The sequence below is a fragment of the Leptospira chreensis genome (genome assembly GCF_016919165.1).
Classification (GTDB): Bacteria; Spirochaetota; Leptospiria; order Leptospirales; family Leptospiraceae; genus Leptospira_A; species Leptospira_A chreensis.
Genome location: NZ_JAFFPS010000041.1, coordinates 19,161 through 38,962 on the forward strand (window position 1 = coordinate 19,161; position 19,802 = coordinate 38,962).

Below are 19,802 nucleotides of genomic sequence, written 5' to 3' on the forward strand. Positions count from 1 at the left end.
TTCCTATAGGGTATCTTATAAATCTATGTCCAACCAAACCGATCCAAACGCCTATTCAGCCTCGAAAATCAAGATCCTAGAGGGTCTCGAAGCGGTCCGGAAACGTCCCGGAATGTATATCGGAACCCAAGATGAGTCCGGCCTACATAAGATGGTTTATGAGGTGGTGGATAACTCTGTGGATGAGGCTATGGCCGGTCATTGTACTGAGATTGATGTTCGCATCCTACCGGATCATATCATAGAAGTCAGAGACAATGGTCGTGGGATTCCTACAGGAATTCATCCCGACAAAGGTAAGTCCACAATTGAAGTGGTGCTAACCATTTTACATGCCGGTGGTAAGTTTGAAAACGATGCTTATAAAGTTTCCGGTGGTTTGCACGGGGTGGGGGTTTCTGTAGTCAACGCACTCTCCACATATTTAGAAGTGGAAGTCCACCAAGAAGGCAAACTCCATTACCAAAAATACCAAGCTGGTGTTCCTGTTGAAGATGTAAAAGTCATTGGAGACTCTACTCACCGCGGAACAGTCGTTCGCTTTAAAGCGGATGATACAATTTTTACCACTGTTGATTTTTCTTTTGATACCCTTTCCGCAAGATTTAGAGAAATTGCCTTTTTAAACAAAGGGCTTCTGATTCGGATTCAAGACCAAAGAAAAGAAGAAGTTGCAAGTCACGAATTTAAATTTGAAGGTGGGATTGTTTCTTTTGTCGAATACATCACAGAAGCTAAACACCCTTTACATAAAGTTTTACATTTTGTGGGTGAGAAGGAAAATGTTTGGGCAGAGATTGCTCTCCAATACTGTGATACGTATAGCGAAAACATTTTTTGTTTTACCAACGCTATTAATAACAACTTAGGTGGAACCCACTTAGAGGGATTTAGAACCGCTCTTACACGAACTTTGAATGACCATCTAAAGAAAGACCAAATTCTTTTTAAAAAACAGCCCAATGGTTTGCAAGGGGATGATATTAAAGAAGGTATTTGTGCGGTTATATCGATAAAAATTCCACAGCCACAGTTTAACTCACAAACAAAAGAAAAGTTAGTGAATGCCGAAGTGAAGGGTCTTATGCAAACCATCACGGGTGAAGGACTCAACCGTTTCTTCGAAGAAAATCCGGCTGTTATCAAAAAGATTTTAGAGAAATGTATATTAGCTTCCAAAGCAAGAGAAGCAGCGAGACGGGCACGTGATCTCACGAGAAGGAAAACAGTTTTAGAAGGTGGTGGCCTTCCTGGGAAACTTGCGGATTGTTCCGAAAAAGATCCTGAACATTGTGAGTTGTATCTTGTCGAGGGGGACTCGGCTGGTGGCTCCGCAAAACAAGGTCGGGATCGTAATACGCAAGCGATCCTACCACTGAAAGGTAAAATTCTAAACGTTGAAAAAGCTCGTTTGGACAAAATTTTGTCAAACGAAGAAATTCGAACACTAATCACTGTTATGGGAACAGGAATTGGTGATGATGAATTTAATATCAATAAACTCCGTTACAAAAAAATCATTATCATGACGGATGCGGACGTGGATGGATCACACATCAGAACCTTATTACTTACTTTTTTCTTTCGGTATATGAAACCCATTATCGAAACTGGATCTTTGTTTGTCGCACAACCGCCGTTATATCTTTTGAAATTTGGTCGTGAAGCTGTTTATGTTTATTCGGATCGGGAAAAGGATGAAATCTTAAAAGGCAGACCCAATGATAAAGTAACGATCCAACGATACAAGGGACTTGGGGAGATGAACCCGGAACAACTTTGGGATACCACAATGGATCCAAAAGAACGAGTGATGTTACAAATAAAGTTACAAGATTTTGTAGAAGCAGAGGATACATTCAATATCCTTATGGGAGATGAAGTATCTCCTCGCCGTCGTTTCATTGAAGCGAATTCATACAAAGTTGCAAATTTAGATCTTTAATCGGAATTAGGATAGAAAAATGACCGAACAAAACGGCCAAGAAAACGAATCAAACAAAACCTTAGCACTGAATCTTTCCGGTAGACCAGACGTAGCCGGAGCTCTTAAAGCTGGTGTACGGGTCATTCCGGTTGAAATCGAAGACCAAATGAAGGAAGCTTACCTTGATTATGCAATGAGCGTAATTGTGGGTCGTGCCCTTCCTGATGTCAGAGATGGATTAAAACCAGTTCACAGACGTGTTCTCCATGCGATGAATGAAAGAGCTTGGAGATCCGATCGTCCTTATGTAAAATCTGCGAAAATTGTTGGGGAAGTAATTGGTAACTATCACCCTCATGGTGACTCTCCTGTTTATGAAACCATGGTTCGTATGGCGCAAACTTTTTCCATGCGAGAAACTCTTATCGATGGTCAGGGTAACTTTGGATCTGTCGACGGGGACAACGCGGCGGCATATCGTTATACGGAAGCAAGGCTTACTAAACTTGCAGAAGAACTTCTCAAAGACATCGAAAAAAATACTGTAAGTTTTTCGCCAAACTTTGATGATACGAGACAACAACCAGATGTTTTACCTGCTAATTTTCCAAATATTTTGGTGAATGGTTCCACAGGAATTGCCGTGGGTATGGCAACAAACATCCCACCACATAACTTGAAAGAATCGGTGAATGCTGTCATTGCTCTCATTCAAAACCCTGATATCACACTTCCTGAACTCATGAAAATCATTCCGGGCCCGGATTTTCCTACGGGAGGAACGATCATTGGTGGGGAAGGCCTCTATCAAGCTTATGCGACGGGAAAGGGTTCCATTCGCATTCGTTCCAAAGTTGATATCATCGAAAACAACAAAGGTCGCGAGATCATTGTCATCAATGAAATTCCTTATCAGGTAAACAAAAAGAACCTACTCGAAAAAATCGGGGACTTGGTGAATGAAAAGATCATTGAAGGGATTTCTGAAATATTAGACCTCTCTGATCGAAAGGGAATTCGTGTTGAGATTCATATTAAAAAAGATGCCAATGCTCAAGTCATTCTAAACCAACTTTTCAAACTGACTCAACTACAAGTAAGTTATGGAATTACCATGCTTGCGATTTTGGACAACCGTCCTAAAATCTTTTCGCTGAAAGAAATTCTAAAGGCTTATGCCAATCATAGAAATGAAGTCGTTATCAAACGAACTGAATTTGATTTAGACAAAGCACAGAAACGAGCTCATATCTTAGAGGGCTTACGCATTGCACTCGATAATATTGATGAAGTGATCCGTATCATTCGTGCTTCGAAAGATGCGAGAGAAGCACAAAGTTCTTTGATGTCGACCTTTGCTCTTTCTGAACTGCAAGCAGATGCCATTTTGGAAATGCGTTTGCAACGCCTCACATCATTAGAAGTACAAAAGATCATTGAAGAATTAGAACAAGTGAGACTTCTCATCGCTGACTTAGAAGACATCCTTGCCAAACCAGAACGAGTGAAATCAATCATTTGTGATGAGCTTGGGAAAGTAGCGCAATCTTTTGGAAACAATCGCGCAACAGAAATCAGTCTTGAGTCTATAGAGTCTTCTACATTCAACGCAGAGGACTTGATCGCTGACGAAGAAGTGGTTGTCCAACTTTCTGAAGATATGTTTATCAAACGCCTTCCTATGGATACCTTCCGCCGACAAAAACGCGGTGGAAAGGGCGTACAAGGAATCTCTACCAAACGAGAAGACTTTGTTAAAAAACTAAGTAGCGCGATGACTCATGACAACTTGATGCTCTTTTCCAACAAAGGTCGGGCTTTCCTTATGAAAGTTTACGAACTACCGATTGGTTCGAAAGAAGCACGTGGTAAGTCACTCAAAGCCGTAATCAATTTGAATGATGATGAAATTATCACATCTTTATTCACTTTTAGAAACTTTGATGAATCCTATCTACTCATGGTGACGAAAGAAGGATTTGTGAAAAAGATCCAATTGGATGAATTCACAAATACGAAAAAATCGGGAATCATTGCCATTGGACTTCGTGATGGAGATGAACTCATCGATGTGATCGCCAATCCAAGTAACTACGATGTCTTTATCGGAAGTAAAAATGGTCTCGCCATTCGAATGAATTTGAATGAACTCCGCTCGCAAGGTAGAACAGCATCTGGTGTCACTGCGATGAAGTTAGAAGACGATGATGCCATTGCAGGGATTACGAAAGTAGAACCTGATACTACATTATTCTGTATTTCTGAAAATGGATTTGGAAAACGTACTGATTTTGAAGAATTCTCAACCAAAGGTCGTGGTGGCAAAGGGATGACTTACTTTAAAATTGGAGAGAAAAACGGAAGATCTGTAGGTATTGCTACTGTGAAAGAGGACGATGAACTTCTTGTCATCACTCAATCCGGAATGGCCATTCGAGTGGAAGTAAAAACCATTTCTATGGTGGGACGTTCCGCTATGGGAGTCAAAGTTGTGAATACGAAAGATGAAGACTTTGTAAAAGACTTTGCTGTTGTTAGAGACTCGGAAACCGAATCTGAATAATTAGAGAGTTAGCATGATTACCATCGGGAATGTAACAATCAAAGGTGACGTTGTTCTTTCTCCGATGGCAGGTATTTCAGATAGTCCTTATCGACAAATTTCCAGACGATTTGGATCTGCCTTTGCTTATACGGAGTTTGTTTCCACGGAACAATTGTTAATGGGAAATACAAAATCCCTAGATATGTTTCGTTATTTAGAAAAAGAAAGACCTATTTTTTTTCAAATCTTTGGCTCCGATTTAGAAACGGTTGTCAATGCATCGGAAATTGCCGCTTCTAAAAAACCAGATGTGATAGATCTCAATATGGGCTGTTCTGTGGCAAAGGTCTCTCATCACGGTTCCGGAGCAGGGCTCTTGCGAAATGTTCGGTTGGCAGGAGAAATGATCGAAGGGATCCGCAAAAAAACTGGCCTTCCTGTTACAGCGAAGATTCGCCTTGGATGGGATGCAAATTCCTTAAACTATTTAGAAACAGTCAAAGTATTAGAAGGATCTGGGGTCTCTGCGATTTCCGTTCATGGAAGAACGAAAGCAATGGCATACACTGGTTTAGCCGATTGGAATCCCATTGGTGAGATCAAATCAAAAGCAACGGTTCCCATTTTTGGAAATGGTGATGTGGCAAGTTTTGCGGAAGCCTTAGATAAGAAAAAGAAATATGGTGTGGATTTAGTTCTGATTGGTCGCAAAGCCATTGGAAATCCTTGGATCTTTTCGGAATCACCAAAGGAAAACTGTTCCTGGTTAGAAATCAAAACTGTGATCCTAGAACATTTGCATCTTATGTTAGATTTTTATCCTTCCGTTGATGATTATGCTTTGATCCTCTTTCGAAAGCATTTTATACGGTATATAGAAAACACAGGTTTTCCTGAAGAGAGCAAACGAGAGTTATTGCAATTTACAAATGTGAATCAATTTATAGATAGATTGGAATCTGTTTCTATAGATTCTAAGTTTTTGGAAACAAGCGAAATAAAAAACGAGAATATAAACTGTGAAACGTTTGTGAGTCTCGCGTAAAGGAAGTTAAAATGGCAGATTCAAAACAATCGATATTTTCTGATAGTTATAGTAAGTATGGTGGAGCCAAACAAAAACGTAAAGATGCAAGGGTGAAGTTAGATGTGCCTTGCACTGTGGAACTTGTAAAATCCAAAAATACGCCGGTTACTGGACATCTTTCCGATTTGGGAACGGGAGGTTTGGCATTCCAAACCACTGCCATCTTTTATGAAGGAGATCAGGTGAGGGTTCAATTTTCTCTGCATCAAAATCCTTTAGAAATTATTGGAACGGTCCACCGGACGGCTGGTAAAACGACTTCAGTGATATTCCAACCACTGGGTGCGGAAGAACATAAAATCGTTCAAGAATTCATTCACAAACACTACTTCGACCCTAAGTTAAAAAAGTAAACTAAGACGAAGGCAAAAAAAAGCCTCCTAAAGAGGAGGCCTTCTTTGAAACTAAAAACTAAACAGTCAGATTACTGAACTGCAGTTGCCTTAGCTTCAAGCGCTTTTTGTCCACCTGCATAACGCAAGTATCCAACACACTGACATTCTTCCCAAGTTTCAGGTTCGCCAACATTTGCACAAATTCCTGTTTCATTGTTAAGTGAGCAGCAGTCGTAAACCCCAACACCTTTGATGATACCTTTAGATTCAGAAACAATCACGGAACCTGTGGATTGACCATCAGATACACCGGATGCTTGTTCTAAATATTCACCTAAGATTTTTTTCAAACCATCACCAGCAACTTGGAGACGAGCTGCTTCACGGCAAGTGGATTGTTTCATTGCAACTGAGTTAGCTTTGATTGCTTTGTCAGAAGCACGTGCAGAAAATTTCATGTAAAGATAATCGTATTCTTTCTCTTTTCCTTTGCAATACTCAGCCGGGCTTTCACCACGTTTTGCAGCAGCGGCGTCAGGCGCACAAGCCCAACCTTCAAAAATCCAACCATTTTTACCTACGGTCGTAGCGTCTCTTCTGCCTCCATCATTGGATCCGCAAGATACAACAAATGCGATTAGAGAGGCACATACGATAAGCGATTTCTTCATAAAGAATCTACTCCTTTTCCGGAGAATTTGATCCTATAAAAACCCCTTGTCAATCTTTTCTCAAAGAAAACGAAAGAAGGTAGAAGGATAAAGATTTACATTTTCCCTCAATGGACCGATTCTAATTTTATGTCTCGCCGACCCTTCCGAATTCCCTACGTATGGATACTCGTTTTTATTGCGTTCTTCCCCGAATTTATTTTTGCGAAAGAAATTTCTATCCTACCCGCTTACATTTCTGGTGAGGTTCCTTCGGTTCTAGGAACCAGACGTGAGGCGGGTTTTGAATTGTCCCGACTTTCACGACATTATCTAAAACGAAATTTTTTTACTGAAATTACAGATCCAAAATTAATAGAAAATTATTTAAATGAAACAGAGTGGAATGAGGAAGCTGAGCTAAAAGATCAGGAACTTTTCTCTTATTGTAGTGAATGGGATTCTCATTTTGTGGTTCAGGATCAGATTGATTTTGGAACTCCCATCCTTGTGAAAACGGTCATTTTTAATTGTAAAAACCAAACAAGACAAACCATCCAATCTAAACTCATTTCTAATTTTGTATTGGCATACGAAAAACATAACGATAAAAGTTTTCGGTTTTTACCCCCAAGGTTTTATGAAAAAAAGAATAAGGCAGTCTCTTATTATGAAATCAATCTATTTGTAGACATCCACTCGTCCTATGCTTATTACAAAAAAGATATTTTAAAAAGTTTATCCGCTCTGTATGACCAAGACGGTTTGTATTTGGGTGTCACTCTTGTTAAAAAGGATAAAACGGTTTCTATTCCCCCAACAAAGGAACATGCAGAAATTAAAAAACTGATGGAAGAAACCGGATGGCAAGGGAATAACCAAACCGAATCTGTAGTTTCCGCATTACAAGGGTTAAAATCAAAAATCTCTTCTGGTAAAAAGGAATCTAGAAAACTATTTCTATTACTTTCCTCCAGTGTGAAGGACAAATCAGGATCTATCATTATGGCACTGAATGATCTTCGTCATATGGAAATTGAACCGGTGCTTCTTATTCCCAATCATTCAGACTTGAGTACAATCAGGGAATTACAACGAATCGGTAAGGCAAGTAATAGTCGTGTTGTAGGAATTACAGAATACCAAAAAATTGGAACTTCAGAAGGTTATGAATACCTTTATCTAAATCAGTTTAATGTTTATTCTTCTGCGGAAGAATTACAAATGCCTTTCAATTGGAACCAAAACCAAGTCAAAAAATACGATGCCTCTTTGGTCCGAGCCGCAGTGGATGTGATCACTCCCTACAATCTTTACCTTGCTTATGAAAAAATTTCGGACAAACGTGTTTTAGAGAAAGAAGAAGTAAAAACGGATTTGGAATATATTCTTCGGACAGAATCCAATACGGACCAAACAGAAAAAGATCGTTTCCAAACTGTCCTTGTCGAATCGAAAGGCGAAGCAATTTGGATTCAATTGCCTTATGATGTGACTGTTACCAAAGGAAAGGAATATTTGATCCAAACAACATTTGTTTTGGATCCTCTCTCCACTTGGGGAGTTAAAAATGCACCGGCGGAAACGAACTTACTCAAAGTAAACACCACCTATCCCAAAACATTGATGGTGAAACCTTCACAGGCAAAAAAGTTCTTAGATACAAACAAAATCAGAGAGTTCAATGGTTATCTCCAAGGGACAGTGAGTGTCATCAAAAAGAAGTAAATCCAATCACGAATGGATTTGTAGCGGATCCGATATACAAAAGATTCGTAACCAATGGATCGAAACATCCAACTCAAACTTACCAATGTTAATCATTGGAGAAAGAGGAGTTGGTAAAAGTTTTTGGATTCAAAGAAGTTTGGAACAAAGAAATATCGCCGAAAATTCTATCATTCGATTGGACTTTCAATACCCGTTTCTTTTTGGAGAAACATTAGAGAAAATCAAATCTTCTAAGCAAATGATCACAATTCTCATTGATCAAATCACAAAGGCAAAGCCGGAAGAAGTTATCCAATTACAACAGTGGTGGAAGTCTGAAAAATATGAAGAAAAGTCGAAGGTGTATTTGTATTGGGAAATTCATTCGGAAGAATTAGAAATTCTAAACCAAAAGAATGTGTATTCCGATTTTTATGACCAATTGAAATCCTTTCGATTTGAATTACCGAATCTTAAAAAAAGAATTTCTGAACTTCCACAGTTTGTTTCCCAATTTTTAGAAGAAGCAAACGTTGGGTTGAATAAAAAAATCACAGGGATTGAAGAAGAGTTTTTTGTATTTTTTAAAAACAAAAACTTCCGCACCAATCTTTCTGAACTCAAAGATATGATCTTTGCTCTTGTGGGTTTTTCTTCTAGTAAACATTTACATTGGAAACAAATCCCTTCACATTTTTTTGAAAATCAATTATCAGAATTAGAAGTAAAACCAGGAATCAGTTTGGAGATTTATGAAAAAGAAATCATTAAAGCCAATTTGATTTATACAAAAGGAAACCGGGAAAAGGCGGCTAAGTTACTTGGAATTTCAGAAAGAAATTTGTATCGAAAACTACATGAATATCAATTAGAAGATCTTTCTTGAAGTAATGAAAACAAATGCATGATTTTCTGTAGAAAATAGTTTTTCCCTTCTTCATCGCGAAGTCCCGATTTGAATTTAATATTCATCTCAATCACTTGCTCATAAAACTGATCTAAAATTTTATCCGTAAACAACGCCGAATCAGAAACCAATTGTCGTCTTACAAAATTTTTTCTCGCATCGGAATAACTTCCGGTTTTTAAAAGTTCATCCATAAGAGGAATGGGAACTTCTCCGTTATGTCTTGAGCGAATGACTTTGATTTTACGAATCTCATCTAATTTGTAAGTGAGTCTTGTTAAGAAACTGAGGATCTCGGAATTTTGATCACCAAACTTTGTGAATTCTTTAAAAAAATCTACTTTTCGTTTTTGGACGAGTGATTCAACGAGAGTATTTGTATTGAGTTCATTTTGGCTAAATAGAACGATATTAACATCGTCGATTGTAAATTTAGAACGATGTAGGTATTGTTTTAATTTTTTAACACTTTTTAAATAAGCACCGACGTTTGCAGGAATTCTATGAATGAATTCCTCAGCCGCATTGGGTTCGAAATGTGCTTGTTCCTGATCACAAACTTCTTTGAATACTTTTGGATAGTCGCTTGGGTATAAAAATTTTGTTTTATAGAAGTTAAGCGTACTTTGAAAGAGTTGGATCAAACTCTGTGGGATGTCTTTGCTATCGTAATGCACTAATAAAAAAATTTCATCGGATACGGAGGTGATGTTTTTACGAAATCCAGAAGCAAAGTCTTTCCACTCCTGAGCGGACTTTGTATCAAGGATAGGTTTAAAAAGGGCAGAAGCTTGTTTGACTATGATTAACTTTCTTGGATAAAACATATCCGGAGTGAAAAGTTCGGCAAAGAGTTTTGCTTGTTCGCCGGATTCGGAAACAATCAAAATGATTTCGTAAGTGCCTGCTGATTTGGAAAGTGCTTCCTTGTAGTGTTCAATGATGAGTTCAAATTCGTAGGAGTCTTCCCCCGAGTAGGCAAAAAACTGGGGTAAGTTCGAAGTTTGGGTTTTGAAGAGTTGGAAAAGAGAGGTAAATTCCCTAGCTTGCGATTTTTTTGTTTCCATTTTCGATAAACCGGTCTAATCTTTCGTTAGGATCAGGGCGATATTCATAGTATGGAAATCTCAAGTAATGTGGCAAGAGTTTCAGGACTAGGCGAACCGTATATGTATGTGTCCCCCACATACAATACCCAAGCGGTCGAACAAGTAGAAGCGATCCAATCGCGCGCCTACCAACCAAAATATGTTTCCGGGGAAACGGAAAAAAAAGCAGCGGAGATCCAAACAAGTCCGGATGCAAAAGCAGCTTACAAACCTGGAAATTTAGTCAACATTTACGCGTAAGCGAATTCTCCCAGAAAGGCAACCATACCGAAGAACGTGAAAGAAAACTTCGGAGGGGAAATCCCATAACATTCGTATACGATCCCTCTCTAAACCGCACAGGTCCGTCCGTGTCTTGGATTCCATAAGAACCTGCTTTATCAAACGGTTGGCAACGCAGGATATAATCTCTAATTTCCTCTTCCTTCCAATCTTTAAATTCAATGATGGTTTCTTCATAGAAAAAATCAAAAGTTGAATTCGTCTTAAGCCCGGCACCTGAAAATACAGAATGTTTGTTCCCGGATAGTGTTTGTAAGATGCGAATCGCATCCTCTAGATCTAAAGGTTTGTGTAAAATTTCATTTTGAAACACAACGATCGTGTCAGCGGCCAGATATAAATGATTGGGATTCCCGTCTGCCCCCAATTTTGAGTGAACCATTCGTTCTAAATAAACTAGCGGAGGTTCTTTATTGATTTGGGCCTCATCTATGTTCGCTGGTTCCACCAAAAATTGGAATCCAAGGTCACTTAGGATTTGGATTCGTCTGGGTGATGCTGATTTGAGTATAAACAAATTCTTGCTATTCCTTACGGGATATTGTTTCATTTCATAATGATGAGTCCTCGAGTTTTGGCTATTTTTTTATGGGCATTCGTTTTGGTTTTTGGATGTAAACGAGGTTATTCGGAGGACATCCAAGATTGTAATCCCGTGGCGGATTACTATGACAAAGGGACACACTACATAAGAAGAGATTTAGTTCGGGACGATAATACTTTAGATTATAAAAAACTTTTGGAAGACACAAAACCTCAAGCTAGCGATTGTTATCCTTCCAATCACGAGGTAAAATGAGTTTATTTGATGTAAAAGGGAAAACGATTTTAATCACCGGAGCAAGCCGCGGTATTGGAAAAACCTTAGCTCTAGGCTTTCGCGATGCCGGTGCCATTGTTTACGGAGCAGGGTCAAGACCTGAGTCTATCGAATGGATGGCGAAAGAAGGTATCAATGGAGTTGTGCTTGATGTTCGTAGCGAAGGTTCGGCATTTGAAATCATAGGCCAAATCAAAGCCAAACATGGCAGACTTGATACACTTATCAACAATGCAGGGATCGCAACGAATACCCCAGCCTCTGGATTCAAAGAAGAAGAACTACAAAATATTGTCCAAACAAACTACGTAGGCGTCTTTCGCAATTGCCAGGCTTATTACAAACACCATAAAAAAGAAGGTGGGAACATCATCAATGTGGCTTCTGTTTTGGGTATGGTCGGCAGTAAACTTGCCTCCGTATATTCTGGAACCAAAGGTGCTGTGATCACACTTTCCAAAGCTTTAGCCATTGAATGGTGTAATAATGGTTATCGGGTGAATGTGATTTGTCCGGGTCTTATTGATACCGAGATGACCGATATGATTAAAGATAAAGAATTTATCATGAAACAAGTGCTTGCGGGGATTCCTATGGGTCGGCTCGGAAAACAAGAAGAGATTTTGGGAGCAGCGATTTATTTAGCTTCCGATTCTTCTTCTTACATGACAGGTCAGTGTATTGTTTTGGATGGGGGACTCACTGCTCAGTAGCAGGAATCCAATTTATGATCCTATACCTTCATCCTGAAAATCCAGAAATTCGAAAACTAAAACAGATTTCGGAGCGATTGAAGGATGGAGCTGTTTATATTTTTCCGACGGACACTGTGTACGCTATGATCGCTGATTCACATTCGAAATTAGGCGTCGAGAAAATATACGCAATCCGTAAATTACCCAAAGACAAACCTCTTTCTCTTTTGTGTAAAGATATCTCGATGGCTTCCAATTTTATCGAATACTTGCCCAATTCTGCATACCGCCTGATGAAAAGGATTACTCCGGGGCCTTTTACCTTTGTTTTAAGGGCCAATAAAAACCTACCGAAACCCTCAGTGGTTCACCATAAAGATAAACAAATCGGTATTAGAATTCCTAATCATATTTATCTTTCGGAACTTTTAAACATTCATGATTCTCCTTTAACCTCCACATCAGCATTTTGTGATGACGAATTCATTATCGATATCGATGATTTAGAAACTATCTATGGAAACATGGTGGATGGAATTGTCGATGGTGGGATTGTAAAAACAGAATTATCTACTATTTTACAAATCAATGATGATTCTATTGATTTAATTCGCGAGGGAAAAGGATTCGAATTAATCGCCTCGGAAATTTCTAATACTTAAAAACTAAATACCATTGTTTATGATAACACGATCATAAATAGAATTCTCTTATCTAAAAAACTAAACCTGGAATCTTCTTTAAAAGAGATTCATATTCATACATTCGTTTTTCAGAATGTTTTGGTAATTTCAATGGAATTCCGTTTTGTTTGTACTTCTGAATGGGGATGATTTTATACCCGTGCGGATAAACCCATACGGGATCTGTGGTAATATTTTTGATTCGTTTTCGTTCTTTCGAATCTAGTTCCAAATCAAATGTAAGAATGATTCCTCCATCTGTTGCTTCTCTGTTTTGAGCAGATAAAAAATTCCCGAGAGAGTATGCAACAAGCCTATCTTCTGAATGTTTCTCTTCTTGGAATAGATCCACTCTTTGCACTACATGGGGATGGCCTCCGATAATGATATCGGCTCCGACTTCTAGTCCAATGTTTACCCATTTGGTCTGTGAGTTGTCTGGTTTTTCTTCGTACTCTTTTCCATAGTGATACCAGAGAATTACAAAATGGATCCCATTTTCTTTAGCAAAACGTACGTCTTCACGAATTTTTTCCTCATTTAACAAACGTACGATCCTATCGTTTTTTACCGGGATTCCGTTTGTCGAATAGGTATAGTTATAAATAGCAATTTTGATTCCATTCACTTCTTGGATAAAATCTTTTCTTTCTAAGTAGTCCGCATTATTTTTGAAAGTACCAACTGGAATCATTCCTTTGTTGATTACCGAATCTATTGTATGGTCAATTCCCGAAGGACCTTTGTCGGCGGAATGATTGTTGGCAGTCGATAGAATATCAAATCCTGCATTTTGAATTCCTGTTAAATAACCAATGGGAGAACCAAATCTAGGATAACCAGTAAATTCATTTGGGTCAGAGCTTATGGTTGTTTCCAAATTTCCAAGTGTCAGATCGGCATCTTGTAATTGGTTTGAAACGAATTCGAAACTAGAACTGGAATCGTAGTCTTTAGTTTTTGGTCTATAGTAGGTTGCGATTTGTGAGTTGTGACACATGAGATCACCTACCACTTTAATTCTCACTTGCCTCGAAAAGTAAACATCAGGTAAAGTGTAGCAAGACAGGAAGGAAACAGTGATAAACCAAAATAATAATAAACGAAAAATTAGATTCATCATTGGTTTGTTGATCGTTTTTGCCAGCTGTGGTTGGGAACAGGATTATAAACGTGCTGCTTTTTTATCCATGCAACCAGATACCGATTTAATACTGGCTCCGTATCCATTCAATATTTTTGATAGAGAGGCAAGGGATGCAATCACTCTTTCTCATTATTCCAAAGAAGAGATTAAAAATATTTTAGAAGACCATGATTTGTCTTGGGAGGAATTAAAAATCCAATGGCAATTGGATGCTGAAGAAGAAAATTTTTCCAAAGAAGTCAACTATACCTCCCATTATACACAATACTTTTATGATACAGAAATTCCTATTTGGATTTATGGTCCCAAATGGATACGAAATGGACAGTATTCCGATGAGATCAACCAACAACATATCCCTTCTATCTATGGAAAGATTTTAGATTTTAAGTTTAAAAACACAATCGATGTCTCTTACTTAGATAAAATCTTTCAGAAACAAAAAGAAAAACCAGAAATCATTGTTACCATTGTTGTGGACCAAGGTGGTAGACAACTTTACAAAGCGCACAAAGGTTCTTACCCATTTTTAGAAGATCTAAAAAACAAATCTGCCTATTTTAAAAAAGCCAGAGTAGGGCATTTAGAATCTCATACAGCTGTTGGTCATATGGCAATCGGAACGGGAGCCTTTCCTAAAGATTCCAAAATATTTTCTAATGAAATCTATTCGTATGCAGATGGAAAGGTTTTGCATAGGCCTGTATACCAAGGAGTTGATAAAGATTGGGATCTCAGTGAATTAGAAGTCCCTAGCTTTTCCGATGAGTGGGATCTTTTCAAAAATAACGAACCGGTCGTTGTTAGCCAATGTTATGCGGCAAGAGCAGCTGTCGGTATGGCGGGACATGGAAAACTTTTTAATCCTTCCTCAAAAGGAAAGAGCTCTCTTAGTTCCGACTCTGACTTTGTGTATTGGCAAGATATCAAAAATTTATCTTGGTCATCCTATGCTGATGCGTTTCTTACTCCAAAGGCGGTGCAAAAATACAATTTGTATCAATTCTATCTGGAGAACAAAAAAGATATTACCACTCATTTTAAAGCAAAAGATCCAGTGGAACTCATGGCTAAAATCCATCATTTTCAAGGATCCGAGTTCCAAGTCAAAATGGACGGAGGTCTCTTTCGAGATACTCTAACAGAAACAATTCTTACCACTAAAAAAGACAAAGATGGAATAACAGATCTTGCCTATGTAACCTTAAAAGCAACAGATGCTGTTGGCCATTTATATGGATGGGAATCGAAAGAAGCAGAAGAAGTTTTGAAAGCAACAGATAGTGAAATTCAAACCATCTTCGAATTTCTAAAAACCAATTTTGGAGATCGTTTCCTTTTGGTGGTCACCGCTGACCACGGTGCCGCTCCTATGCCAGAAATTTCGAATGCACTTTTTTTAAGCCATGAAGGATTTTTCTCTAAAATCAACGAGTTACTCCCTGAAGCTGAAAGAAACAAACGTTCCTTAGTGAAATGGGTGGCGCATTCGCAGTTATCTTTGGACAGGGAACTAATGAAGACTTATGGTGTGACAGAAGATGCGATCATAGAAAAAATTCTGTCCATTCAAGTGAATGAAAGAAAGTTTTTTAGAAAGGTATGGAAACGTGATGAGATCCCGAACCTATCTCTATGAGATAGAAAATAGATTCGGAAAGTTAGTTTACTTTTTTTTGGTTGGGGTTTCGTCTTTTTTGAAATCAGTTAATTTCAAATAAACTTTGATCTCTTCAAAATCAATTCGATCGAGACTTACAGAAACCGGATCGCCGATAAAGAATATCTTGGAATATTTTTTAGAATAGAAGGAGAAATCGTTTTTGATCACAACTTCAAATTCATCTGTAAATTCAGATTTATCCAAAACTCCTTCCAAATTGGAAATATCCAATTCTACAAAAATCTGAGAAGGCCGGATTCCAACGATAAAACCTTTGAATTCTTTGATTCCCGTAGATTCCAAATAACGAAAGGATTTGATTTTAACAATGTCGCGTTCGGCATCGGCGGCTCTACGTTCTTCCTCTGAACAATGAAGTCCCATCACTGCAATTTCATTTTCAGAATAGGTTCTTTCTGTTTCGAGAAGTGTGGCTTCTAAAACCCTATGAACGATCAAATCCGGATAACGCCTAATTGGTGATGTGAAATGGCAATAGTCCTTAAAACCAAGTCCCCAGTGGCCCAGTGGATCGGCTCCGTAGTAGGCTTGCATAAAACTTCTTAAGAGCAAATAATTAAAAATTTTGCCAACAGAATTGTTTTCAATTTCTTTTACAGCCTTCATAATCTCGGCATAACTTGTATCTTTGATTTGGATATTATAACCGTTCAGTTGGAGGAAATGATTTAAAGTTTCTAATTTCTCTTCATCCATGGCTTCGTGGATACGATGCAGTGAAGGAGCTTTTCTCTTTCGTAAAAATTCATCTACCTTTAAGTTGGCTGACAACATCAACTCTTCGATTAACATATGGCTTGTTAATCGTTCACGATTTTCGATGCCTACTGGTTCTTTTCTTTCGTTCCAAGTAATCGTAGTTTCTTTTAAATTTAAATCAATTCTACCAGCTAACATTCTGCGTTTGCGTAAGGCTTCGGTAAATTGAGAAACCTGATACATCCAGTTGTTTGGGTCTTTGGCTTTGATTTCTTCTTCGGCCATCTCGTAGGTATATCGGGTATTAACTTTGATTACCGATTTATAAAACTTAGCGTTATAAATTTCACCAGTTTTACTCGCTTCCAACTCTACGGTAAAAGCAAGTCTGTTGGTTCCAGAAACCAAACTACATAGACTTTCGGATAGGATTGGTGGTAACATTGGTACCACTCGGTTGGCTAAATAAACTGAAGTGGCTCTTTCATAGGCTTCTTTGTCTAAAGCCGAACCTTTTTCTACGTAATAGGAAACGTCAGCAATATGAATCCAAATTCGTAATCGATTTCCTTCATCTACGTAACTAATTGCATCATCAAAATCCTTAGCAGTAATTCCGTCGATTGTAACAGCATACAATTCCCGTAAGTCGGTTCTTGTATTCCAATCAGTTACTGTTTTTTCAGAAACTTCGTCTGGAAAATCTAAAGGAATAAAATCAGGATGCACCGGATCATAATTGTATTTCATTAAAATCCGTTGTAAGTCGCTGTCTTCTTTTGTATCCGATTCAAAACGGATAAAACTGACATCGTACAGATTCTCTTGAGGAGGTGCACCTTCTTTAAATTTTACGATTAGGATGTCGTTTATATTAATTGAATCGAAGGTATCTTTCAAAATCGATTTTACGTGAAGGACTCCTTCTTTGTTCTCCCCAAGCATATCCAAAAAGTTTCCAAAAACAAATTTGTTTGTTTTTTCGCGGACTCGCATGCGGTAGAGGACACGGCCTCGTTTGAGGACATTGGTCACTTCTGCTTCGAGCCTATCTTTCTTTCCAACTCCTAAAGGAATGACTTCTACTTTATCGCCTGTGATGGCAGAATTAGTCATCGGCCCTGGAACAAAAATTTCATTTTTGGAAGGTAAGGAGATAAACCCATCCCCTCTTCTGGAGATAGATATTCTTCCTGTTAGGCGAAAAGGATCTGCAACAGTTAAATACTTTTTGTTTGGTATCAACAATCCTTCGACTTCTAATAGATTGAGCAGTTGATCGATAAGAAATTCAATTTCCTTTCTAGGAACTTTTTCTTTTCGTTTGAAGGATTTTACCTTCTTAGTTTTTGGGTCGGGTCGTTTGAATTCACTGGATTCGGTAAATTTTTTTTTGATCTCTTGTCTTGTGATGTCCTTTCCGGATTTTTGATCCAGAAATTCTATGATTTTTCTTTGTATTTTATAGGTATCCATAAATTCATTTGTGATCTACATAGGTCCCGCGAATGTAATTGGGCAGGAGAGATAAATAGTCGTTTTTATTTAGTTCGGTATTGAAATAATGTTTCAAACTATACTCTAGTATAGACGAAAGATTTAGGTTTGTCGCTTCAATTTTTGTTGCCGTTTCTGTGTAAAACTTAGGCAAATTTCCAGTATAGTACCAATTGTTAGGTGTCCATTCATTCGTTTTGATTTTGGATTCAATTGTTTCTGGTGTCAGGTCATAGGATTCGGAAAACTCAAAACCGTGATTATATTTTACGTAGTATTTACCTTGTTTGCCATCCAAACAGAGTAGGGAAGATCCTTTGTCAGAACTTTTATCTTTTATACCTACTAAATAGGCTTCCAAACTATCGATTCCTAATACCGGAATCTTCCAAAGTTGAGCTAAATCTCTCGCAGTAGTTACTGTTATGCGAATTCCAGTAAAGGATCCGGGTCCGCTTGCGACAAGAATCAAATCTGGTTTTTGGATGTTTGCCATTTCTAAACCTAGACGGATCATTTCCACTAGTTTATAAGAAGATTCTTTTGGAGTCGTTTCTGTGAGCTCTGCTAGAGAAGTAAGTCCTGATTCCGCCGAGTGATTGGCGACTAGAATTTGGATCCAATCCTGGGTGGTGTCAAAGTAAAGGATATTCATCGGATCTCGTCTTCTGACCATTCTAAGGTATAGGATCGGCAATCTATAGAATCAGATTCAATGGATAATAAAATTCGATTGGTTTTTGGTAGGTAAGGCTCTGCGATTTGCCACCATTCAATGGCTGAAACTCCTTCTTTTCCCCAGATCTCTTCAAATCCTAATTCCTCAAGTTCTTCAGGAAATTTGAGTCGATACAAATCAAAATGATACAAACGGAACTTAGGCGAATCGTAAATATTGTATAAGGAAAAAGTGGGGGAGTTGATTGAACTTTCTGTACCCATACGGCTGAACCACTCGCGAACGAAGGTGGTTTTCCCCGCTCCCATCTCACCCGTGATGAGTAAGACAGGAAATTGTTTTTTCTTTAGAAATTGTTCTACCAATTGGTCCAAACTCACAAACAGAGGGTTTAGTTCTGATTCTCTCAAAGAGAGAAAACTTGCCTTCATTGGTTAAAGAATTTCTCCACATCGAAGGAATCAAACTGGTAAGCGGTTCTACAAAATTCACAAGTGATTTCAATCTTTCCCATTTCATCAATGATTGAATCTGCTTCTTGTTTACCGAGAGAAGCAATGATATCAGCCACCTTATGTCTAGAACAATCACACAAAAATTCAGGAGCTTCATTACTTAAAATTTCTAACTCCGATCCTATTTCGGTTTGTAAGGATTGAAACATATCATCCAAACCCAAAGACCAAAAGGATTCTTTTTTGACTAAGGAATGAATCTTAGAACTTAAAAAATCAAAATTATCCTCCGGTGCATCAGGCAAAGCTTCAAAGAAGATTCCCTTCGCAGAAAAATCATTTCCTGGGAAATCAAAGGGAAAGACTTCCATTCCAACAATGGCTTTGATTTGTTCCGATTCGGTAAGGTATTTGATAAAATTAACTTCGAAAGTATCTTCTACAAGATTAGTATAAGACTGATAAGTATCTGAATCAAAGTCCCAACGGATTACTTTCATAATCCCTTGGCCTAAAATGAATTCGTTTCGAATATCTCCATCTTCTAGGTTTGCAGAATAAGCGACAGATTTCATTTTTCCATAACGATCACTGTAGGCTAATGCTTGTTTATTGGATTCATCCTTCCATTGAATGCTCACCTTTTGTTGGTTTTTTGTCATCTCTGCGAGAAACAAAGCTCCCATCATGGTTTTGGAAAGGAATACGGACATTTCTTTGTTAAGAGAATGTAGGAACATCGCCTCTTTGGCGGTTTCCGTGAGATTCACTAGCGTAAATCGATAGTGGTGGGTGTTGGCAATACCTAAAATAACTTTATCAGACATTATTTGATTGAAAGGGGTGTTTTCTGATTCAGTCTGTGTCACAAGATAGATTCTGCAATCGCAA

Annotated in this window: 18 protein-coding genes; 10 read left to right on the forward strand and 8 right to left on the reverse strand. The window is 38.2% G+C overall.

The window, feature by feature from the left end; all coding sequences use genetic code 11:
* The first annotated feature begins 25 nt into the window (after positions 1-25).
* Genes gyrB through JWG41_RS12710 form a run of 4 tightly spaced genes read left to right on the forward strand, consistent with a single transcriptional unit; the run spans position 26 to position 5,912 of the window.
* A complete protein-coding gene (gyrB, locus tag JWG41_RS12695) occupies positions 26-1,945 on the forward strand; it encodes a DNA topoisomerase (ATP-hydrolyzing) subunit B (protein WP_205270301.1) in 1,920 nt (639 codons plus the stop codon).
* Positions 1,946-1,964: 19 nt separating this feature from the next.
* Positions 1,965-4,490, forward strand: coding sequence for a DNA gyrase subunit A (gene gyrA / locus JWG41_RS12700; protein ID WP_205270302.1), 2,526 nt, complete (start codon positions 1,965-1,967; stop codon positions 4,488-4,490).
* Between the two features lie 13 nt (positions 4,491-4,503).
* On the forward strand, positions 4,504-5,517 hold the full coding sequence (locus JWG41_RS12705; RefSeq protein ID WP_205270303.1) for a tRNA dihydrouridine synthase: 1,014 nt from the start codon (positions 4,504-4,506) through the stop codon (positions 5,515-5,517).
* Positions 5,518-5,528: 11 nt separating this feature from the next.
* Positions 5,529-5,912 (forward strand): PilZ domain-containing protein, encoded by a 384-nt coding sequence (locus JWG41_RS12710; RefSeq protein ID WP_205270304.1) that lies wholly within the window; start codon positions 5,529-5,531, stop codon positions 5,910-5,912.
* A gap of 71 nt (positions 5,913-5,983) precedes the next feature.
* Here the strand turns inward: JWG41_RS12710 and JWG41_RS12715 are convergent, their stop codons facing one another.
* A complete protein-coding gene (locus JWG41_RS12715; protein WP_205270305.1) occupies positions 5,984-6,565 on the reverse strand; it encodes a lipoprotein LipL21 in 582 nt (193 codons plus the stop codon).
* 129 nt (positions 6,566-6,694) lie between these two features.
* Here JWG41_RS12715 and JWG41_RS12720 point away from each other — a divergent pair, with 129 nt between their 5' ends.
* Both JWG41_RS12720 and JWG41_RS21225 read left to right on the forward strand, forming a co-directional pair.
* Positions 6,695-8,272, forward strand: a complete 1,578-nt coding sequence (locus tag JWG41_RS12720) for an LIC10012 family protein (RefSeq protein WP_205270306.1) — start codon at positions 6,695-6,697, stop codon at positions 8,270-8,272.
* On the forward strand, positions 8,253-9,140 hold the full coding sequence (locus tag JWG41_RS21225) for a helix-turn-helix domain-containing protein (RefSeq protein WP_205270307.1): 888 nt from the start codon (positions 8,253-8,255) through the stop codon (positions 9,138-9,140). The genes JWG41_RS12720 and JWG41_RS21225 overlap by 20 nt, the downstream gene beginning before the upstream one ends.
* On the opposite strand, the gene holA is transcribed toward JWG41_RS21225, so the two are convergent.
* The gene (gene holA / locus JWG41_RS12730; protein ID WP_205270308.1) at positions 9,119-10,228 is read right to left on the reverse strand and encodes a DNA polymerase III subunit delta; all 1,110 of its coding nucleotides are present in this window, start codon (positions 10,226-10,228) and stop codon (positions 9,119-9,121) included. The two genes, JWG41_RS21225 and holA, sit on opposite strands and share 22 nt — an antisense overlap.
* A gap of 51 nt (positions 10,229-10,279) precedes the next feature.
* Between holA and JWG41_RS12735 the strand changes: the two genes are divergently transcribed.
* Positions 10,280-10,510 (forward strand): hypothetical protein, encoded by a 231-nt coding sequence (locus JWG41_RS12735; RefSeq protein ID WP_205270309.1) that lies wholly within the window; start codon positions 10,280-10,282, stop codon positions 10,508-10,510.
* Here the strand turns inward: JWG41_RS12735 and JWG41_RS12740 are convergent.
* Complete coding sequence (locus tag JWG41_RS12740) at positions 10,494-11,069, reverse strand: Maf family protein (protein ID WP_205270310.1); 576 nt, start codon at positions 11,067-11,069, stop codon at positions 10,494-10,496. The two genes, JWG41_RS12735 and JWG41_RS12740, sit on opposite strands and share 17 nt — an antisense overlap.
* Before the next feature lie 278 nt (positions 11,070-11,347).
* Here JWG41_RS12740 and JWG41_RS12745 point away from each other — a divergent pair, with 278 nt between their 5' ends.
* Complete coding sequence (locus JWG41_RS12745; RefSeq protein WP_205270311.1) at positions 11,348-12,085, forward strand: SDR family NAD(P)-dependent oxidoreductase; 738 nt, start codon at positions 11,348-11,350, stop codon at positions 12,083-12,085.
* Between the two features lie 14 nt (positions 12,086-12,099).
* Positions 12,100-12,729 (forward strand): L-threonylcarbamoyladenylate synthase, encoded by a 630-nt coding sequence (locus JWG41_RS12750; protein WP_205270312.1) that lies wholly within the window; start codon positions 12,100-12,102, stop codon positions 12,727-12,729.
* Between the two features lie 52 nt (positions 12,730-12,781).
* On the opposite strand, the gene JWG41_RS12755 is transcribed toward JWG41_RS12750, so the two are convergent.
* Positions 12,782-13,777: a CapA family protein gene (locus JWG41_RS12755; RefSeq protein ID WP_332461295.1), complete on the reverse strand. Its 996-nt coding sequence runs from the start codon at positions 13,775-13,777 to the stop codon at positions 12,782-12,784.
* Positions 13,778-13,829: 52 nt separating this feature from the next.
* On the opposite strand from JWG41_RS12755, the gene JWG41_RS12760 reads away from it, so the two are divergent.
* Positions 13,830-15,536, forward strand: a complete 1,707-nt coding sequence (locus JWG41_RS12760) for an alkaline phosphatase family protein (protein WP_205270313.1) — start codon at positions 13,830-13,832, stop codon at positions 15,534-15,536.
* A 27-nt stretch (positions 15,537-15,563) separates the two neighbouring features.
* Here JWG41_RS12760 and JWG41_RS12765 read toward each other — a convergent pair whose 3' ends face one another.
* From JWG41_RS12765 to JWG41_RS12780, 4 genes are read right to left on the reverse strand one after another with little or no spacing between them, the layout of a single operon-like run.
* Positions 15,564-17,756 carry a ribonuclease R family protein gene (locus JWG41_RS12765; protein WP_205270314.1) on the reverse strand — a complete coding sequence of 731 codons (2,193 nt, stop codon included), beginning with the start codon at positions 17,754-17,756 and terminating at the stop codon, positions 15,564-15,566.
* Between the two features lie 4 nt (positions 17,757-17,760).
* Positions 17,761-18,432, reverse strand: a complete 672-nt coding sequence (gene tsaB, locus JWG41_RS12770; protein ID WP_205270315.1) for a tRNA (adenosine(37)-N6)-threonylcarbamoyltransferase complex dimerization subunit type 1 TsaB — start codon at positions 18,430-18,432, stop codon at positions 17,761-17,763.
* Positions 18,429-18,887, reverse strand: coding sequence for a tRNA (adenosine(37)-N6)-threonylcarbamoyltransferase complex ATPase subunit type 1 TsaE (gene tsaE, locus JWG41_RS12775; RefSeq protein WP_205270316.1), 459 nt, complete (start codon positions 18,885-18,887; stop codon positions 18,429-18,431). Before tsaE ends, tsaB begins: the two co-directional genes overlap by 4 nt.
* Complete coding sequence (locus tag JWG41_RS12780) at positions 18,884-19,738, reverse strand: Hsp33 family molecular chaperone HslO (protein ID WP_205270317.1); 855 nt, start codon at positions 19,736-19,738, stop codon at positions 18,884-18,886. The genes tsaE and JWG41_RS12780 overlap by 4 nt, the downstream gene beginning before the upstream one ends.
* Between the last annotated feature and the right edge of the window lie 64 nt (positions 19,739-19,802).

Coding starts and splice junctions, on each gene's coding strand:
- JWG41_RS12765 (WP_205270314.1), bottom strand. CDS start 17,756: ATGGATACCTATAAAATACAAAGAAAAATCATAGAATTTCTGGATCAA.
- JWG41_RS12750 (WP_205270312.1), top strand. CDS start 12,100: ATGATCCTATACCTTCATCCTGAAAATCCAGAAATTCGAAAACTAAAA.
- JWG41_RS12710 (WP_205270304.1), top strand. CDS start 5,529: ATGGCAGATTCAAAACAATCGATATTTTCTGATAGTTATAGTAAGTAT.
- holA (WP_205270308.1), bottom strand. CDS start 10,228: ATGGAAACAAAAAAATCGCAAGCTAGGGAATTTACCTCTCTTTTCCAA.
- JWG41_RS12780 (WP_205270317.1), bottom strand. CDS start 19,738: ATGTCTGATAAAGTTATTTTAGGTATTGCCAACACCCACCACTATCGA.
- tsaE (WP_205270316.1), bottom strand. CDS start 18,887: ATGAAGGCAAGTTTTCTCTCTTTGAGAGAATCAGAACTAAACCCTCTG.
- JWG41_RS12705 (WP_205270303.1), top strand. CDS start 4,504: ATGATTACCATCGGGAATGTAACAATCAAAGGTGACGTTGTTCTTTCT.
- gyrA (WP_205270302.1), top strand. CDS start 1,965: ATGACCGAACAAAACGGCCAAGAAAACGAATCAAACAAAACCTTAGCA.
- JWG41_RS12715 (WP_205270305.1), bottom strand. CDS start 6,565: ATGAAGAAATCGCTTATCGTATGTGCCTCTCTAATCGCATTTGTTGTA.
- gyrB (WP_205270301.1), top strand. CDS start 26: ATGTCCAACCAAACCGATCCAAACGCCTATTCAGCCTCGAAAATCAAG.
- JWG41_RS12720 (WP_205270306.1), top strand. CDS start 6,695: ATGTCTCGCCGACCCTTCCGAATTCCCTACGTATGGATACTCGTTTTT.
- JWG41_RS12735 (WP_205270309.1), top strand. CDS start 10,280: ATGGAAATCTCAAGTAATGTGGCAAGAGTTTCAGGACTAGGCGAACCG.
- JWG41_RS12745 (WP_205270311.1), top strand. CDS start 11,348: ATGAGTTTATTTGATGTAAAAGGGAAAACGATTTTAATCACCGGAGCA.
- tsaB (WP_205270315.1), bottom strand. CDS start 18,432: ATGAATATCCTTTACTTTGACACCACCCAGGATTGGATCCAAATTCTA.